At 41.0% G+C, this 19,409-nt stretch carries 15 protein-coding genes; 9 read left to right on the plus strand and 6 right to left on the minus strand.

Annotated elements, in window-relative coordinates; all coding sequences use genetic code 11:
- Together AB1A65_RS14905 and AB1A65_RS14910 are read right to left on the minus strand one after the other, a co-directional pair.
- Window positions 1-966 (minus strand): DUF4961 domain-containing protein, encoded by a 966-nt coding sequence (locus tag AB1A65_RS14905; RefSeq protein WP_366590709.1) that lies wholly within the window; start codon window positions 964-966, stop codon window positions 1-3.
- Between the two features lie 22 nt (window positions 967-988).
- Window positions 989-1,423 (minus strand): DUF5004 domain-containing protein, encoded by a 435-nt coding sequence (locus tag AB1A65_RS14910; protein WP_366590710.1) that lies wholly within the window; start codon window positions 1,421-1,423, stop codon window positions 989-991.
- A gap of 454 nt (window positions 1,424-1,877) precedes the next feature.
- Between AB1A65_RS14910 and AB1A65_RS14915 the strand changes: the two genes are divergently transcribed.
- From AB1A65_RS14915 to AB1A65_RS14935, 5 genes are all read left to right on the plus strand, one after another.
- Complete coding sequence (locus tag AB1A65_RS14915) at window positions 1,878-2,885, plus strand: sterol desaturase family protein (RefSeq protein WP_366590914.1); 1,008 nt, start codon at window positions 1,878-1,880, stop codon at window positions 2,883-2,885.
- Between the two features lie 577 nt (window positions 2,886-3,462).
- On the plus strand, window positions 3,463-4,053 hold the full coding sequence (locus tag AB1A65_RS14920; protein WP_366590711.1) for a hypothetical protein: 591 nt from the start codon (window positions 3,463-3,465) through the stop codon (window positions 4,051-4,053).
- A 1,042-nt stretch (window positions 4,054-5,095) separates the two neighbouring features.
- Window positions 5,096-7,255, plus strand: coding sequence for a TonB-dependent receptor (locus AB1A65_RS14925; protein ID WP_366590712.1), 2,160 nt, complete (start codon window positions 5,096-5,098; stop codon window positions 7,253-7,255).
- A gap of 116 nt (window positions 7,256-7,371) precedes the next feature.
- The gene (locus tag AB1A65_RS14930; RefSeq protein ID WP_366590714.1) at window positions 7,372-7,998 is read left to right on the plus strand and encodes a hypothetical protein; all 627 of its coding nucleotides are present in this window, start codon (window positions 7,372-7,374) and stop codon (window positions 7,996-7,998) included.
- A gap of 299 nt (window positions 7,999-8,297) precedes the next feature.
- Window positions 8,298-10,490, plus strand: coding sequence for a DUF5916 domain-containing protein (locus AB1A65_RS14935; RefSeq protein WP_366590716.1), 2,193 nt, complete (start codon window positions 8,298-8,300; stop codon window positions 10,488-10,490).
- Here AB1A65_RS14935 and AB1A65_RS14940 read toward each other — a convergent pair.
- Genes AB1A65_RS14940 through AB1A65_RS14955 form a run of 4 tightly spaced genes read right to left on the minus strand, consistent with a single transcriptional unit; the run spans window position 10,487 to window position 13,322 of the window.
- Window positions 10,487-10,897: a hypothetical protein gene (locus AB1A65_RS14940; protein ID WP_366590718.1), complete on the minus strand. Its 411-nt coding sequence runs from the start codon at window positions 10,895-10,897 to the stop codon at window positions 10,487-10,489. The two genes, AB1A65_RS14935 and AB1A65_RS14940, sit on opposite strands and share 4 nt — an antisense overlap.
- A gap of 4 nt (window positions 10,898-10,901) precedes the next feature.
- On the minus strand, window positions 10,902-11,771 hold the full coding sequence (locus AB1A65_RS14945) for a hypothetical protein (RefSeq protein WP_366590720.1): 870 nt from the start codon (window positions 11,769-11,771) through the stop codon (window positions 10,902-10,904).
- A 5-nt stretch (window positions 11,772-11,776) separates the two neighbouring features.
- Window positions 11,777-12,259 carry a hypothetical protein gene (locus AB1A65_RS14950; protein ID WP_366590721.1) on the minus strand — a complete coding sequence of 161 codons (483 nt, stop codon included), beginning with the start codon at window positions 12,257-12,259 and terminating at the stop codon, window positions 11,777-11,779.
- Between the two features lie 52 nt (window positions 12,260-12,311).
- Window positions 12,312-13,322, minus strand: coding sequence for an SMP-30/gluconolactonase/LRE family protein (locus tag AB1A65_RS14955; protein WP_366590723.1), 1,011 nt, complete (start codon window positions 13,320-13,322; stop codon window positions 12,312-12,314).
- A gap of 203 nt (window positions 13,323-13,525) precedes the next feature.
- Between AB1A65_RS14955 and AB1A65_RS14960 the strand changes: the two genes are divergently transcribed.
- The 4 genes from AB1A65_RS14960 to AB1A65_RS14975 all read left to right on the plus strand — a co-directional run bounded on the left by AB1A65_RS14960 (window position 13,526) and on the right by AB1A65_RS14975 (window position 19,373).
- Window positions 13,526-14,572, plus strand: coding sequence for a histidine kinase (locus AB1A65_RS14960; RefSeq protein ID WP_366590724.1), 1,047 nt, complete (start codon window positions 13,526-13,528; stop codon window positions 14,570-14,572).
- Entirely contained in the window at window positions 14,565-15,278 is a 714-nt protein-coding gene (locus AB1A65_RS14965) for a LytTR family DNA-binding domain-containing protein (protein WP_366590726.1), read from the plus strand. The genes AB1A65_RS14960 and AB1A65_RS14965 overlap by 8 nt, the downstream gene beginning before the upstream one ends.
- 320 nt (window positions 15,279-15,598) lie before the next feature.
- Window positions 15,599-16,012, plus strand: a complete 414-nt coding sequence (locus tag AB1A65_RS14970) for a hypothetical protein (protein WP_366590727.1) — start codon at window positions 15,599-15,601, stop codon at window positions 16,010-16,012.
- A 199-nt stretch (window positions 16,013-16,211) separates the two neighbouring features.
- Window positions 16,212-19,373, plus strand: coding sequence for a glycosyl hydrolase (locus AB1A65_RS14975; protein WP_366590728.1), 3,162 nt, complete (start codon window positions 16,212-16,214; stop codon window positions 19,371-19,373).
- Window positions 19,374-19,409 lie beyond the last annotated feature (36 nt).

Genomic DNA, 19,409 nt, shown 5'->3' on the forward strand with positions numbered 1-19,409 from the left:
TTAATTCGTACAGTTGGCTATTAGTTGAAAGTCTTCCCCGGTATCTGGATTCTTGACCTCGACATCTCCATTTTCATTGATAAAACTGAAAGTGATATCCTCAATTTCCTGACTTGGCAAAGCATTGAAAAGCTGTCTGGGCCATATGGATATTTCCCATTGGTCATTGCCGGTACTGCGCATTTTGGTGATACTGGCATTATCGCATATCTCAACAGCTTGTCCATCTATAACAGCTTTGGCACAGAGATATACATCAGTAGCCCCTGAAAGCGCTGTTGGTGATCCTTCGGGTCCCTTTGTGGCATCAAACCCAATATGGATAATGTCATCATACGTATATTCCGCCGGTTGAAAGGTTACGGGAAAGGGAAGTGGACCACAGAGGTCTATCAACGGATTGGACCCTCCGGTCACTTCCATGCAAGGGGTGAACCTTATATCGGTCTCTCCCGAAGTGATGCCGTACCCTGAAGTTCCCACAATATATCCCAGTTGTGTTTTAAGGTTATCGATCCCGACATCCATGGAAAGTTGGATCTGTCCGGTGAAGTTTACGCCATTTGCACCGGATACCGTTTCATCTGAGATAAACACCACCCACTCTACCAGACCATAATTTTCACCGATTCCGGCAAGATCCATAATGGGAGTAGCATAATCCGGGTCGGCACCATTGGCCAGTCGCATGGTTCCATTTCCATTATCAGAAGTATAGGAAGCCGTGGCATTGGAAGCTATGTCCCAAGCCTCAGGAGCCAAAACGCCAAATATAATGTTGTGGGCCGCATCTTCGGCTGGGGCAACATCAACATCTATAGTGATGTCCATTCTCTCTCCAATACCCATGGAAGAGGGTTGATTTACATTATTGATGGTAATGCACATGCTCAACAACAAAAACAGTAGAAACAGTGCTTTTGGCTGAAACAGGATGCGTTTTAGTTTGTATAGTTTGTTTTTCATTTCAGTGCATGTTAGTTTCTGGTTATTTGCTCAATCGGTATGTATACGTATTAGAGGTACAGCCTATTGGAACTGTCACTGTAAGCTCATCCCCACCAGAAAGCACTGCTCCCTGAATATCCAGGCTTGTACCATCCGAAAAATTGATCTTGGTAGGATATACAGGATCATCAAATGACCAGCTCCCACTCGCCTGCTCCAAAGCAAAAGGTGTTGTTAGATTGGAAAGGGTATACGAAGATGGCATCCCATTTTCATACGATAATTGCAGGGAAAAGGATTGAAAATCTATAAGATTGGTGATATCGTTCCCATTCTGGAGCACTTGGTCAATCTTCCAGTCACCATCAATGTTGGTGACGAACTCGGTAAACCCATCAGGGTTTTGTTCTGGGTCGTCATCACAACTTAATACAGCCATGACCGACAGTAATAAAATCAATCGCAAACATTTCATAAATACATAGTTTGAAGGATAGTTTAGTTAACGGCACATTTTGTTGAACAAGTCATCAAATGAAAATGGGAAGACCGAAAGCATTGAATCGACACTTCCTTCTTCCCAACATTCATTTTTAGAACTAAACCCAACAATTCAAATAATTCTATTAAAATATCATCTATTTCACCCAACCTAGCCCATCTTTGGCCAATCAAAAATTAGGTGTGTTATGTTCATATGTTCATACATATGTTCAAATATAGATATTTATTGCGTGTTGCCAAAAAAAATGTTTCTTTTTTGTCAATTCATTATTATAGTAACCCCTGAATTATTGATAGCCTAAATATGGTACTTATAGCAAACTCTCGTTGGTCTGCTCCAAGAGAACCATTAAAACGTTTTCGTAAATCGTTTACTCACAAATATGTTCATATGTTCATACATAAAAATAGTATATTTGAACGAAGTGAAATACGATCAACTTATGGATTTCTTGAATGCAGTTTTTGATGAAATAATGAATTTTTTAGGCTTCACCAGCATACTGGAAGCCTTAAAAACAGAAAACTACGTCTTTTTCAAAAGTTTTGATGGTATCATGTCCTGTATCTTCCTAGCGCTTCCCATTTTACTTTTTGTTGAGTTCTTCATTGTTTTTTTCAGGGAAAGGGAACAATTAAAGACGTACAAAGTAAATTTCTTCATCATTGTCTTTAATAGGGTGATTGGCCGTATTCTTTCATTGGGCACCATTGTGTGGTGTATCGGTTTCTTTCAAGAGTATGCACCTTTTCAGACCTCTTACACTTGGCATTGGTTTATTTATGGATATATGGTCTGGGAATTGGGCAGTTTTATCTATCACTATTTTGGCCACAAAGTTCGTTTGCTCTGGTGCCTCCACTCCCCACACCATGCGGCGGAGACCATGAACTTATCCGTAAACCATGCGCATTTTTTTCTCGAGTTCCCGTATGCTGATTTTATACGTACCGCAACATGCATGCTCCTTGGAGTTGACCCAAAGCTGTTCTTTTCCATTCTTCTGCTGGATATTACCTATGCCACTTTTATCCATGTTGGTGAGCATGTACTGCAAAAAGGACGTTTAGGATTCCTTGGAAAACTTATTTTAACTCCCTCACACCATCGGGTTCACCACGGTAGAAATCCCCTGTATATGGATACCAACTTCTGTAATCTCTTGAACATTTGGGATAGGGTTTTTGGAACCTATCAAGATGAGGAAGACCACCTTCCCATCCAATATGGTATAACCCGTGAGATGGATTCGGGAAGTTTCTTTGATGTCTATTTTGGTGAATTCAAAGCACTCTACAAAGATGTGGTCAGTGCTCCAGGCCTAAAAAACAAAATATTATATCTGTTCATGCCCCCTGGATGGAGTCATACGGGAGAGCACCAAACTGCAAGAATTGTCCGAAAGCGATTTTTGAATCAAGATTCAAAATAGAAATTGCCAAATCTTGCATAATTGTCCTCAGTTCGTACATAATCTAATCCGTTGAATCATTAGGTAAGTGGCATGAAATTTTACCAGACCAGTGATATAGTGAAGATATTTAACCCCTTTCGGATAATGTGCCCGAAGGTCTATTATTAAAAATCAAACCCTCCTAACATGTAATGATTGGTTGATAATAATTTCAAAATCGCCTTTCAAAAAGTTTAGCTTTGTCCTCTTGAGTTCTCTTACAACGGAAGTATTAATTATGCAAAAGAAATCACTATTAACCTTACTTTTCCTGTTGCCCCATATTCGACGCCGCAAATTGACAATTAGGAGAATCCCAATATTCATAAAAGCTCTATCCGAAAAAAGCTTGACAAACTATTTTTGGATTTATCATTAGAAACTCTTAAAGTTTCAAATAGTGAATTCTATTGATGTAGACTTAAAGGTTGTTACGATTTAGTGAATGGATTTAATCGATGTAAGTAATCAAAAACAACATTTTTTAATTAAGTGATGCAATAGTTCAAACAAAAAATTGAAAAGACTTAAATTTATAGGTCATCATAAGTTAGATATGAAGTTAGCCGAACTCCTAGGGTATAAAGAACACACGAAGCTACTAATAATCCATGCAGATGATGCAGGTCTATCACATTCTGAAAATATGGCCACCATTGATGTTGTCCGAGGGGTGGCAGAATCTGGAAGGGCTCATGAAATTGCCCTTTACACTGGAAACGATGACAATATCGTAGCGGACCTACTCACCGAATATCATATCCCTGTGGGCGATAAAATCATTAAAAAAAGAATCATCGGTGGTTTGTTGGGCCATTGGGCTGTATGGAACAAAAAAGCTGTTGAGCTATATGACAAGGTAAAAAATGCTTCTCCCTCAGATTTGCAGGATTTGCTTTCGCTAGGAATCAAGGTAACAGACTCCAATGCGGCTTTTTTTGATTCCAGGAACGGTTTCAAGGGATCTATTGCAGGTATCCATGAGGTTTTGATCAGGCAAGGTTTGTTGGAACCCAACTATACCATAAATCCCAACGAAAGATTGAGCCCGGGTCAAAAGGAGGAAATAGATCGGGTTTACAAACTATATCCAGAGCTGAACGATGACAATTTTGTAGCTGAAAACCTGGATAAGTGGATGCGTTAATATTACTGAAATTCATGAATTTAGAAATCGACTTTTTATTTCTAACGAAATAAAAAGATGCCGTTGTAGCCTGCAAAAATTGGGCATGGTTTACCACTTCGGGCAGACAAAAGTGAGACAATAAAAATCGTTTCTATTTGTGGGGCTCCATAGTTTTTTTGTACAAAAGGACCATGAAGGAGCTCCATAGGCTCTTTTGCTTACCTTGAACCTATTACAAATCTTCTTGACAGGAAATTTGAGCCTGTGGTGTTTTACGAACACACATTTTTTCTGTCGCCCTAAGAGAACCTGTTTGATTGCTTTTGGACGAAGACTCCAAATAGACCTTAATGTCTAAAATTCTAATTGGTTTCGGGCAGTCAAAAATTTAAGGATGGGACTACTACATACAATGAATCGTTAATATAGCCGGAAGGTAAGTTCACAAATCCTTTTCCTATTTAAGATACCTATATACAATAACGCAAACCTAAGAGCAGGCCGGGTTGGCTATTACCTTTTAGGATGTTGCACTCAATCTTCAGTCAATTGTAGTGAGTCTTTAATTGTAAAGTCACCTATTCGGTGTGCATGAAATTATAAAAGGCTTGAAAGCCTTTGTTTACTGGGGTTTCCAGAGACAGGTTCTAGTGCCTCCGGCTCCACCCTAAAAGGTGGCCTTTTCAGTTTAAGATATAAACTTCATCTTTCGATATTCAAAAAGCAGACAAGGGTTTCTTATTGACCTGTTTAAAATATGTTCCCCCTCAATATGCATGTGGTTCGGGCGTCATGTACCACGATTGACCAATGCCTTTCCACCTTGAATTTTCCTATAACCACAAAACCATTGAAGTGTTTTCGCTAGAACACAAGGTTGTAAAAACGCCTAAAAACCACAATCCTTACATAGGAAAGTGCAAGTGATTGGATAGAGGCATGCAAATTCCATCTTGAACTTTTTGGGATTCAGGCTCAAAATCCAACAGTTCGGTCATTCTTTTTATGGCTTGTCGAAGGGTTAAAGGACTTTTGGGGCATCAACCAATAACGAACAGCCATGAAATTTTTATCCTTTCTCTTATTTTTAGCCCTTACATGGACATCCGTGGCCCAAGAAATTATAAATGGGACTGTCACTGACACCAAGGGCAATCCCATAATGGGTGCCAATGTCTATTTAGAAGGTACTTATGATGGCACTTCAACCGATGTGGAGGGCCATTTCCGTTTTGAAACCACGGAAACCGGAACCCAGACGTTGGTCATTTCCATAATGGCCTACGAGCCCCATTATGAAATGGGCGAGGTATCCTATTTCAAAAATCTAAAGATTCAATTGGCAGAAGCCATCAACCAACTAAACGGAGTCACGCTTTCAGCGGGAACTTTTGAAGCTGGTGATAATTCCAAAGTGTCCGTGCTAAAACCTTTGGATATTGTCACAACAGCCGGGGCAGCAGGGGACTTTGTGGCCGCCTTACAGACCTTGCCGGGTACCACAACCGTAAATGAGGATGGCCGTTTGTTTGTTCGGGGCGGTAGTGCGGAAGAGACCCAAGTGTTTATTGACGGGCTCCGGGTCTTCCAACCCTTTAACGCCACAACAAACAATGTTCCCACACGGGGGCGTTTCTCTCCTTTTTTGTTCAAGGGAATCACCTTTAGCACCGGGGGTTATTCCGCAGAGTACGGCCAGGCGCTCTCCAGCGTCCTCCTTTTGAACACCACAGATGTGCCGGAGGAGGAAAAAACGGACATCCAAGTAATGTCTGTTGGAGGTGGGATAGGACATACCGAGATTTGGGGCAATACTTCACTGAGTGTAAATACCAGCTATATCAACCTTACGCCCTATGAAGCTTTGATTCCATCCACTCAGGGAATGCAGTGGAACGATCCCTATGAATCCATTTCGGGGGAGGGTGTATTTCGGGTAAAGGGGGACCGAAGTATGTTTAAGTTTTATACAGGATTCAACCGAGCTACCCTCGATATTTCCCAAGAGGATATAAATTTTCAGGATTTGGTCCGATTCCGGCTGAAGAATCAAAATCTCTACTTCAATTCATCATACAAACACTTTTTTGAAAACAATTGGAGCATTTTTTCAGGGGCCAGTATGGCCAGTGATGTAAATGATATTACAGTGGTTGAAGATGCCATAACTACCAAAGAAATCAATTCACATCTAAAAATAAAGCTCAAAAAAGGGTTTTCCAACCAGTTTGAGTTGAACATGGGGGGCGAACTGTTCAGCACAAACTATGATGACACCTATCAAGATAGCGATGGATTTACATTTGATGGCGGATTCGATGACCTATTGGTTGCAGGTTTTTTGGAAGGAGATATATTTTTCAGTAAAAATTTGGCCCTAAAATTGGGTGCCAGGGCAGAACATTCCAATATATTGGACCAATTTACCATTTCACCTAGGCTTTCCTTGGCGTATAAGTCCGGCGAAAATGGTCAATTTTCTTTGGCCTATGGTGATTTCTATCAAAAACCATTGACCGAATCCATAAAATTTGACCAAAGTCTTGATCTGGAAAAAACCTCACATTATATTTTAAATTACCAATACCTCAACAATGGAAAAACCTTTAGGGCCGAAGCGTACTACAAGGATTATGATGATTTGGTAAAGTTCAATACGCAGGTACCGGAATTCAACTCTATTTACTCCAACTTAGGAGAGGGCTACGCCACCGGTATCGACCTATTTTGGAGAGACAACAAGAGTATAGATAATCTGGACTACTGGGCATCTTACAGTTACTTGAACACCGAGCGCGATTATAGAAACTTTGCAGAAGCTGCTACCCCAAATTTTGCGCCCGAACATAATTTTTCACTTGTCACAAAATACTGGGTAGAAAAATGGCGTAGCCAAGTGGGTGTCTCATATTCGTTTAGTTCTGGTAGGCCTTATCACAATCCAAATACTCCTGAATTTATGGAAGAGAAAACCAAACCCTATAACAATTTGAGTTTTAATATGGCGTATTTGATTGACCAGCAGAAAATACTCTACTTTTCAGTGAACAATGTGCTGAGCTTTAACAACATAAGCAATTACCAGTACGCCAATGCCCCAGACAATAATGGGTTTTATAACCGAAGGGCGATTTCACCTCCTGCTGACAGTTTCTTCTTTGTGGGCTTCTTCTGGACCATCAGCAAAAACCAAAAAAGCAACCAATTGGACAATCTTTAACAGTTCATCCACAAAACTGTACAACTCGGTAAGCTAACATTTTTAAACAGGGTTTAGTACTGCATCTTTGAATCATCAATAATCACTCATAAAACGATAACTAAAAATCTTAAAAAATGAAAAAACTAGTAGCTATTATTTGCATCGTCGTATCATTTACAAGTTCTGCCCAAGACCGTTACACGGAAGGAATGTCAAAAGCCATGCAACTCTGGGGGGAACAAAAGACAATGGAAGCTTCCCATCTTTTTGAACGCATTGCCATGGCCGAAACAGACAATTGGTTGCCTTATTACTACGTGGCCCTTGTGAATACCACGGCTTCATTTGGTGAGAGGGACGAAACAAAATTGTCTCAACAATTGGAAAAAGCCAAGGAATTTGTTGATATCGCCAAAAACATTTCCCCAGAGAATCCAGAACTATTGATTATGGAGGCCATGATCAACACCGCATGGATTGCGTTTGATGGTGCCACCTATGGAATGGAACTATCGGGCAAGAACACCAAACTGTACAATGAGGCCATGGCACTGGCACCCAACAATCCTAGGGTAATATTCTCAAAAGCGGAATGGGACATGGGCTCGGCCCGCTACTTTGGAAAGGACACCACACCGTATTGTGAAGACGTTGCAAGGGCAATAGAACTTTTTGCTTCCACCGATACGAATAAAGTCCCTTTCTATCCCAATTGGGGAGAAGATAGGGCCAAACAAGTATTATCCCAATGCAAGTCCTAAGTTAGTACCTACTCCCTGTCTCATTGGATGATGCGTAAAATATGGTGGTCCTGAATTCATTTAGGGCCACCTATATTCCCAATAGTATTCTTTACTGAATCAAAGGATTCGGTCCAGGTTCTTAAGTAGTTGGCCCTATAAACATACTTTCCGTCTCATAAAACCTTTCTATCTAAAAATTTACAATTCAATATGTTCCAAAAGTTCATGGATACATAAAAAACAAATTGGTTCGCGTAAAAACCAAATTTCTCTTTCCAAATGTTTTCATCTTGAAGGTTCAATAGAAACGTCTTTTCATGAACTTCAAGTTAGTGCCCATTGTGTTGTTGCTTTTATCACTGCACTTAAATGCGCAACGTCAGTTAAACCTAAAGAGAATCGACTCTAAGATTACAATCGATGGCATTTTGGATGAAGCTGTTTGGCTACGCTCGGAAAAAACCGCGCCCTTTCTAAATCAATGGCCAAAGGACACCGGCGAAGCTGACTCCCAAACCGAGGTTCGCATGGCCTATGATGATGTGTTTTTATATGTAGCCATAACCTGTCATGAAAAGAACAACCAACATGTAATTCGTACGCTGAAACGGGACCAAGATGATGAACATTTTGGCAGTGACGGCATCGCCCTTGTTTTAGACCCCTTCAACCAAAAGACCAATGGTTTTTTCTTTGGTGTAAATGCTGGCGGGGCTCAATTTGAAGGATTGATCAGTGTGGAAGGTAATGAATCATATATCAACGAGAATTGGGACAATAAATGGTTCTCTGAGATTTCTTTGGGCGATAATGTTTGGTATGTTGAAATGGCAATACCCTTTAGAACATTGCGGTATGATTCTTCCATCGCAGTTTGGGGGTTAAACTTTGTCAGAAATGACATGAAGAACAACTATTTCTCCTCATGGAACCGGGTGCCCCTCAACTTAAACACCATTAATCTTGGATATACGGGAGAACTTTTATGGGATTCCAATCCTCCAAAGGCTAAAAAGGGAAACATTAATCTTTTGCCCTATTTAGCTGGGGGAGTTTCCAAAGACCATGAGTTGCAAAGCGCAGAGGACTACAGCTTTGATGTGGGTCTGGACGCCAAATTGGCCGTTTCTTCATCTTTGAATTTAGACCTGACCCTTAATCCTGATTTTTCTACGGTGGATGTAGACCAACAGATTACCAACCTTACTCGATTTGCGCTTTTTTTTCCAGAAAGAAGAGGCTTTTTTCTAGAAAACAGTGACCTGTTCACTTCGTTTGGAAAGGAAGACATCAACCCTTTCTTTTCCAGACGAATCGGACTTGCCAATGGACAGCCCATCCCCATTCAATATGGAGCCCGAATATCAGGGAACCTGTCTAATAAATTACGGGTTGGAGTAATGGATGTGCAAACAGCAAAAACCGACAATGTAAACGCACAAAATTATTTTGTTTCTTCCCTTTCGCAACGTTTTGGCAAAAGATCTACCATGGATGCGCTGTTCGTCAATCGGCAGCGCACCACCCAAACCTCAGATTCTACCCAAGCTGCCTACAACAGAGTTATGGCATTGGAGTACAATTTTTTGGATGTAACGGGCAAATGGAGCGCAAATTTGGGCATGCACAAATCCATTAATCCCGGTGAGCTTGACGAAGAATCCTATTATACCGCTACCGTTCGGTTCAATAACAAAAATATATTGACCCGATTGTCTGGCGACAGAGTAGGTGAAAATTACATCACCGATGTGGGTTTTGTGCCAAGGTTGGACAATTTTGATGCTGAGAATGAGGTTTTTGTGAAGCTGGGATACTATCAATTGTCCCATCTTTTTGTATATAATTTCCTTCCTGATAATGAGACCTCAAAATACAACCTCCATGGCCCGCGTGTTTCCACACGGGTCTTTTTGAACATGGATGGATCATTGAACTCGTCATTTGCGGGCCTTTTTTACTTTTTTGATTTTAAGAATCAGAATGCGCTGGAGTTGAGCTATGTTAACGAAAAGAACGATTTGCCCTTTGATTCTTTTATAGTGGGAAGCGTTCCCTTTCCAAAGGGTTACTATTCATACGATCGCGTCGGGTTTTGGTACCGCCTTGATCCAAGAAAACGATTCTCGGGAAGCTTGGGCGCAGAGTATGGCAGTTTTTACAGTGGTAACAGATTGTACATTGAAGCGGAGACCAATATTCGTTTTCAACCTTGGGGCAATTTTATGCTACGCTATAATTTTAATGATGTACAGTTGCCTTCAAATTTGGACAGTGATCAATTGCATCTTTTTGGACTTACCTCGGAAATATCGTTTTCAAATACCATGTTTTGGACCACGTTCCTGCAATACAACACCCAACAGGACAATATTAATATCAACAGTCGGTTTCAGTGGCGCTTTTTGCCCATGTCCGATTTTTTTGTTGTCTATACCGAAAACTATTTCCCCGAAAACTTGGCCATCAAAAACCGGGGAATTTTAGTGAAATTGACCTATTGGCTTTAAGAGGAAGAACTTTCTACGGATGTGGTCTTGTCTTTAGACAGAAATCTTGGATAATTGAAGCCTAGCCAAACCCCTGCTATCAATGAGCCCCCAGCCAAAATATCGAACCAGATGGGATCTCCGGTTTTGCCCGTTACAATAAGATAGGTCATTTCTAAGGTAATAAGCACTGAAATGCCCAATGGTACCAAATTAATCTTACCATGAATGATCAATCTAGCAACAGCGCCGGCCAAAATCGCTGCAATGAATGTGGCCAATCCGCCAAATACAATCTCGCTAAAGGATGAGGTGGTATAGCTTATTCCATTAAAAAGCACCTCTTGTGCTATAGTGGCGAAAATGATCAGGGCAATTTCACCCCCAATGATTGCCAATACAATCCGAAAAATTTTTTTTGAGCCCATATTTTTAAATTTTTGTTGCCATAATCGTTGCGTCCGGGGAGCGAAGTGTCAAAGAAGTAATAGTGTTGTTTTGAGTTTCAAAACTTACGGTAACAGAGGGAGCACCATTATAAATATACAAATTGTCCTCTATTTTGAACAAGGCCCCACCAAAGCCCCCAATTGGGCCCAAAGCCATTTTTTGGGCCATGTTCAGTGCAATGGTAAAGCCCTCTTTTTCACCTTCACCATATTTGTAGTCCCCTAAATACCTTTCTTGTTCCTCTGCGGTTTCTTCCATATAAGTTTCTCCACCGGCATCACCCAAAGAGTCCAAATAGTCTATGGTTTTTTTGAGATTATCAATTTCGGTATGCGTCATCTTATCTTTCATACGCTCCCCATAGTAGGCATGATCTAGCAAGCTTATGCCATGTGGGCCCATGGTCCTTTGCAAACCAGGTGAGTATTCTACCATAGATTTTACCACATCATGCGCACCCATCATGGCGAAGGTGAAAATGGTAGGCCTGGCCCCTTTGCTCATCAGGTATTGCACAATGTCCCTTCGTCCTACATGGGAAGCTGCGCCGATGGCCGACTCAAAATCTCCAAAACGCCATTCCCAAACCGAACGGGCAAGTTCAGGTCTTTTATCCACAAGTTCCTTTACACGTTCCAGATTGGAATGTGATTTCCCCACTACCTCCAATACAATTTCAGGGTCTATGTTGGGAAAGTGATCGGGAATGGTGTTATATGCAGTGCCTAAAGGCTTATTATGCACTTTCTCATCCGCCAAGGCCAAAGAGGGCAGCGATAACCCTACTAAACCCATGGCTGAGGTTTTTAAGGCTGCCCTCCTACCTTTTGACATGCGTTCTGAAGCTTTCATAATTGTTATTTTTTTATAGTGTGATTAAATGTCCAGGTGGCATCAGGCTGCTTGATCCATTTCTGGGACTTGTCATCAAAAATCTGGCTCTTGGTGAGGAGAGTGGAATCATTCAAGAAAGTATGGGTATCCTTATGCATTTCCATTGTTCCATTGGAGTAGGTCATTTTAAAATGTGATTCCCGCTTTAGTGCATCGGGGAAAAAGGAAAATCCACTTGCACTACCATATCCCCCCTTCTGTTCAAAAAAGATAGAGTCTTTTTTTGCATCATGATATTCCCTTATAGTCCAAAAGAGAATGGTGTCCCCGCTTTTTGAAGAACCTAAAATTTCTCCGCTTAAAGTGTCGCCTTCCATTAATTCAAACTTCATGATGAATGCACCAAATGCCACGGTTGTATCATTTGGAAAATGCACCCATGAGCCTCCATTTTTTTCAAGCTTTTTAAAAAACAGACGGGCGTTTTCCATGGGTTCGTTCTTCATCGACCTTACACATGAAAATATTAGGATTAAAACCATTCCCACAATTGAATATCTAATACTCATAGTCCAACCGTACTTTTAAAATGACTGGTTCGTATAATTTATGCATGGGGAGCAATCCATTTTCATCGAATTTTCCGAATTGGGCATTTGCGATATAATAAAATTCATCCTTTACGATTTCACCTGTTGTTGGGGTATCCATCATGGGATGCTTTATTTCCAGTGGCTGTGATCTTATGATTTTGCTTCCGCTCTCGTCGAGGAACAACCGGTTCACGGTATTGACATCTGATTGTATGCCCACAAGAGAGTTTTTGTAAAAGTACAGACCATCAATACTTTCTCTTCTCGATATTTTTAAGCCATCTGGAATTTCCAGTAGACTTATTTCACCAGAGTTTATATTGATCAAAGCAATACCATCTGAATGGGCCACGTACAGTTTTTCACCGTTTTCTGAAAAAGCAATGCCATTTGGGTATTGTATCGCATCCGATGTGTACACTTTCTCCAACGTTTCACTACCATTTTTGATTTGATATATGGCATGATCCTGAAACATATGGGTCACAAAGACATCACCATTGGGAGCAATGGCAACATCATTGAAAAAATGGACCTCTCCCGGGGCATTGTAGATAAATTTTCCAAGAAGCTTCCCGCTATCCAAATCATATTTAAAAATTCCGGCGGGGCGGCCTTCTTGATCATCTTTTAAGCTGTAACCTTCCAAGTTATCACCTCCGGAGCTGCATACCCACAAAATTCGTCGGTCTATATCAATCTTTAACCCAATGACCATCCACATGCCATGCTGCTTAGCAGCGACAAAATCCATGATGTTTCCATTACGGTCCCGCCTTATAATTTTACCCTTTCGGGTACTACCCATAAAAAAACTTCCAGTTGCGGGATCGTACGCAATACTTTCAGGAATCAAATCTTTTTCTGGAATGGTGAATGCTATGTTGCTATTATTGTACGGCCCAATAGTATCTTGGGCAAAGCTAGGTGCCATTGCCAATATGGAAATACCAAATACAAATGCATACTTTTTCATGGGGTAAAACGGTCTTATTGATTTTCATAAATGTACTTGTACCAAGGAGGCCAGTTTTGTGAATTATATATGTGGATTGGTATTTTATGCATAGGGCACACTTTCTTATGCAAAGAAATTTGGATAATTTACATTGGCATTCACATAAAAAGTAATACGGGTAGTTTCAAAAAGGCTTAAGTTTAAATTCTTATACGTTGGGAGTGAGCTTTAAACATATTTTATACCATATCCTATTTTGGGTGGTTATCATGTTGGCTTTTGCGGTTTCCGAGTGGGGGTACCGACAATCCATGCAGGATGCCATTATTTTTGAATTGCTGTTCCTACCCTCAAGATTAGTCGCCGTCTATGTAAACTGGTTTGTTCTAATTCCAAGGATTCTTTATAACAATAAAATCTTGGCCTATTTTGGAGTTTTGATATTGGTTATAACCATTTTGGCCATTGCCCATCGCTACTTTGTATTGTATTGGGGGTATCCAAACTATTTTCCCCAGTGGGTGGATGTCTCACGAGATCGGGTCTATGATTTGCCCAGATTGGCTCAAAGTGCACTGATAATTATATCTCCTGTTGCATTTACCACTGGTTTTAAACTATTTGCAGATTGGTTCAAACAACGTAAGGAGACCGAAATGCTCAGGGAGGAAAAAAGGGATGCGGAGCTTAAGTTTTTAAAGTCGCAGATAAATCCCCATTTTTTGTTCAATACCTTGAACAGTATTTATGGCTTGGCCCTTGAGAGTTCAAAAAAAACACCGGGTTTAATTTTGAAGCTGTCAGATATTCTGAGCTATACGCTATATGAGTCGGGATTGGGCAAAGTTCCCCTTGACAAAGAGATACAACTTATAAAAGACATCATTTCCTTGGAAAAGGAGCGTTTTGGGAAACGATTGGATATTTCCTTCAATGTTGAAGGGGATACCAAGAACATACAAATCCCGCCTTTACTCTTGATTCCCTTGGTAGAAAACGCCTTTAAACATGGTATACAAAACGAAGTAAAAAAAGGATGGATAAACATTGAATTATTCTCCCACGTAGATAAACTAAGGTTTTCCATTTCCAATAGTGTGCCGTCTGGTATGGAAAAGAAGAAGAACATGGATGGGTTAGGCCTTAAAAACATAAGTAGGCGGTTAGAACTGTTGTTTGAAAACAGACACATGCTTAAAATAGAGGAAACCCAAGATACATTTTCCGTGCATATGGAGATTAACTTTAACTCTAAAACAGATGCTTAAGTGTTTGATCATTGATGATGAGCCCATTGCGCAGAAAATTATTAAAGGGTACTTGGAGGATACACCTGGGCTTGTTCTATTTGGCGTTTGCGATAATGCCATAGAAGCTATGGAAGTTCTGGAGAACCATGATTTGGACATTATTTTCCTGGATATTGAAATGCCCAAACTTTCTGGGCTGAGTTTTTTGAAAACATTGGAGAAGTCCCCCGAGACAATTATTACAACTGCCTATCGGGAATTTGCGGTAGAGGGTTTTGAATTGAGTGTTACGGATTATTTGTTGAAGCCTTATTCATTTGAAAGATTCTTAAAAGCCGTCAATAAGGTCAAAAAAAGGATTGAAGCAGAAAACAGAATGGATAAAGGCAACGGTGCAGACAGGCCATCTTACACCTATTTTAAATCTGGGAGAAAGAATGTGAAGGTGAATTACAATGAGATTGTAATGATAGAGGGGCTAAGCAATTATGTGAAGATTCACTTAAATGATAATAGAATTTTAGTGGTGTATGAAAGACTTTCGCATCTGCAAAAGGTATTGCCTTATGAGAAGTTTGCCCGAATTCATAAGTCCTATATCGTATCGTTGGAAAAAATAATTAAATATGGTGTGGACTCTGTGGAAGTTGGTGAAAAGGAATTTACCATTGGTAAAAGCTACAAAGAAAAGTTTTTGGCAAAAATCAAAAAATTGAACCCTTGATTCATTGAGATTCGCCGAATGCTATTGAAATACGATAATCAGATACATCTCTCAAAAGTCGCAAGGCAACCCAAACATATATCAAACTTTTCGCTGAGAAAATGAACAGTTGTGGCTTGGATAACTATTTGTAGGGAGGCCTCTTTTTGATTGACTTCCATAGATTCCATTCCACTTTTTCGGTGATATCAACTACAGGAGCACTAATTTTAAACTCTAATTCTTAAAGCAGTACTGAACTTATTAGTTGTAGAATAACACTGATTGTTCTACGCAACAAAAACCATATATCTTCATCTATCCTAAAAAAATGGACTGCCATGAAAAAAACAGTTTTTCTCTCTATTCTGATTTTGGGCCTCCTCTCTTGTGGGTCAGACGATAGGACTATGGAAACTTCGGGCTTGGTAGGTCAATGGAAATTAACCGAAGCCTTCATTAGTGCTGGTGGGCCTCAATATTGGGTGGATGTTGAAAATGGAGAAGAATTTACATTCTTTGAAAACGGCACATTTAGTTCCAATAGATTTTCAGAATGTACCACTGGAATATTTTCAACGGATCAAAATAGCTTGTCTCTTCAATATGATTGCGATGGTTTTGACCCTAAATCGGAAAATTTGGAAGGGTTCATAACATTTGATTTGGAACTTGAAACCAATTATTTCATCGTTACTCCCACAAGCGGTCCCATTTGCATTGAAGGTTGCAGCTATAAATATACAAGACGGTAGTATGAATTGACATAATACCTAATACCATCAGGTAGCTTTCGCCACATCATTGCATTTCTTAAAATCCAAGCTAGATTCATCTGCAAAAAATGAAATTGAACATTGGGTCAATACGATTCCTAAGGAAAATGGTATATCATCGATAATTTATAAAGGCTTATTGACTATCTTATGTAGTTTTAAGCTAGAAACAAGCACTATGAAGTCTAAATTTCCCTTGATTTCCCTTTTCCAATTGCTATTTTTAACTGCTTTTGCCCAAACCGATCCCACTATCTTTGATGACTTGGAGTTCCGATTTATCGGTCCAGAAGGCAACCGGGCCATTGCTATCGCCGGTGTGCCTGGAGACCCCATGGTCAATTATATTGGTGCTGCTTCTGGAGGTCTTTGGAAAACCACTGACGGTGGCATCAACTGGAAACCTATTTTTGATAACCAAGAGGTTTCTTCCATCGGGTCATTGGCCATTGCCCCCTCAAATCCAGATATTATCTGGGTGGGAACAGGAGAAACTTTTCTCATAAGACCTGCACATGCCATGGGGGATGGCATCTACAAATCTGAAGATGCTGGGAAAACCTGGAAAAAAATGGGATTGGAAAAAACAGGCCGTATCGGCCGAATAATTGTGCACCCATCCAACCCTAATATTGTATATGCAGCTGCATTGGGCCATACGTATGGACCCCAGCAAGACCGTGGAGTTTACAAAACCGCCGATGGTGGCAAAACATGGAAAAAAATCTTCTTTGTCGACGAAAACACCGGTGCTGCCGAGTTGGCTATCGACCCAAAAAACCCAGACCGCCTTTTGGTAGGGATGTGGTCTATAAACATCAATACGTGGGGATTGAACAGCGGTGGCCCCGGAGGGGGAGTGTATCGTACCACAGATGCTGGTAAAACATGGGAACCCCTTTCTAAATACGGCTTGCCCGGAGGTAAGAACAACCCAGTTGGAAAAACGGCGGTGGCGATTGCCCCTTCCCAACCCAACGTTGTGTATGCCCTTTTTGAAATTGATAGTCCTGCCCTATACCGTTCCGAAGATTTTGGAAATACATGGACGCTCCAAACCCGCAATCATGATATTACAGAACGGGCACCTTATTATACACGAATGGCTGTTTCTCCAACCAATCCCAACGAGCTTTATTTTGCCAGCGTAAAATTCAGCACGTCCAAGGATGGTGGAAAAACCATATCCGGAGGGTATGCCGCTGGTGGTGACAATCATGATATTTGGTTGGACCCCACCAATGCAGACCGAATGATGGTAGCGCATGATGGGGGTGCCAGTATAACCTTGAACCATGGAGAAAGTTTTCAACGAGTGGTTCTTCCCATAGCCCAAATGTACCATGCGGCAGTGGACGACCAAATTCCGTACAATGTGTATGGAAATCGCCAAGACGGGTACTCCTACAAAGGGCCCAGTAATAGTTTACAAGGGTATATCCCTCTAGGTTTATGGGAAGGCGTGGGCGGTTGCGAGAGCGGATTCGCCCAACCTGACCCTTTCGATAATGACATTGTCTGGTCTGGCTGTTACGATGGTGGATTGCAACGGTACAATGCCCGTACCGGTCATGCCCAAGATGTTCGCGTGTGGCCCGAAGCAGGATATGGTTGGGAACCTGGAAAATTGAAATATCGCTGGCACTGGAATTTTCCTTTGGCTTTCTCGCCCCATACCCAGCATCGAGTGTATGTAGGGAGCCAGTTTGTGCACAAAAGTGATGACAATGGGCAAAGCTGGCAGGTAATCAGTCTAGATTTAACCTTAAACGACAAAACGCATCAACAGAATTCAGGAGGTATCGCCATTGATAATCTTATGACCTTTGATGGCGCTACGCTGTTCAGTATTGTGGAATCTAAGTTGGAGCCCGGGCTTATCTGGACCGGAAGCAATGACGGTCAAGTTAATTTGACAAGGGATGGTGGTGAAACTTGGATCAATGTAACTAAAAACATCATTGGTCTACCCAAATGGGGAACCATTGCCAATATTGAAGTATCCCGTTTTAAAAAGGGGACTGTTTACATTACTATAGACCTTCACCAAATGGGCGATTTTGACCCTTATGTTTACAAAACTTCGGATTATGGCCAGAGCTGGAAATTGGTCAGTGGAAGTGTTCCTAAATCGGTACACAGTTTTGCGCACGTCATTAAAGAGGATCCCAAAAGGGAAGGTATGTTGTACCTTGGGGTTGACAACGGAATCTACATCAGCACCAACGATGGTGAAAGTTGGATGCGTTTGCGAAATAACCTCCCCCCCGCTCCGGTCTATTGGTTGGAAATTCAAGAACGTTTTGATGATTTGGTAGTGGGCACCTACGGAAGAGGGTATTACATTTTGGACAATATTGCGCCCCTGCGGGAATACGATATGGATGCCGCAGGTACAGATGCCCATTTGTTCAGCCTGCGCCAAGCGTATCGATTTCAAGAGAGGCAAAGTATAAAAACTGATGGGCCAAGTTTAAATGCTGGAGAAAACCCAGCGTATGGTGCTGACATCAACTACTATTTAGCCAATGGTGATTATGAAAAGGTTGAAATTCAAATTCTATCAGAAGATGATGAGCTTATAAGAACCCTTGAAGGGAAGAAAGAAAAAGGAATTAATCGGGTTATGTGGGATCTTCGATATGAGCCTACTTATAAACCAAAACTGCGGTCAACGCCTCCAGGAAGACCATGGGTACAACTCAACGGAGAAGGCTGGAGACCTTTAGTAACCTGGGATTTGGATTTGATGCGTGGACAATACGGTCCAAAAACAGTGCCTGGTGTTTACAAGGTTAAATTGATCGTAGATGACAAGGAATATATTCGAGAAGTGGAGGTCTTAAAAGATCCTTCTACCGAAGGTAGTTTAGAGGATATTAAAAAACAGGTGGCCTTTTCGTTGGAACTTCGTGATGCCATGAATTTGGCCGTGACCATGATTAATGATATCGAAACGATACGTGGTGAGTTGAATGAGGTCATACCCCAACTAAAAAATAAAGCTGATTCAAAAAAAGCAGAAAAACTCCGAGTTTTGGCCGAGTCGATTGCGGGCTCATTGTACGACATTCATTTGACAGGTGCCCGGGAAGATGCCTTTAGGTCGCCCATGAAACTTTATGGCCGATTGAGTGCCCTTGCAAGTGACATTACTGCCTTTGGTGTTGATTTTAAACCAACAAACCAACAGGAAGAGGTGTACTCCATCTTCAATAATCGATTGAAGGATGTTGACGCCAAATTCAAGAGGTTCATGAATGTGGAAATCAAAACTTTTAATGACCAGCTTAAGAAAAGTGAGCTTCAAATCCTTTTGGACAAGAAGATCAAATCCTAGATACTCCGGTAAATCCCTAAACAAAAAGAGGGTGTT

The organism is Allomuricauda sp. ANG21, assembly GCF_040705235.1.
In the GTDB taxonomy this organism is placed as follows: domain Bacteria; phylum Bacteroidota; class Bacteroidia; order Flavobacteriales; family Flavobacteriaceae; genus Flagellimonas; species Flagellimonas marina.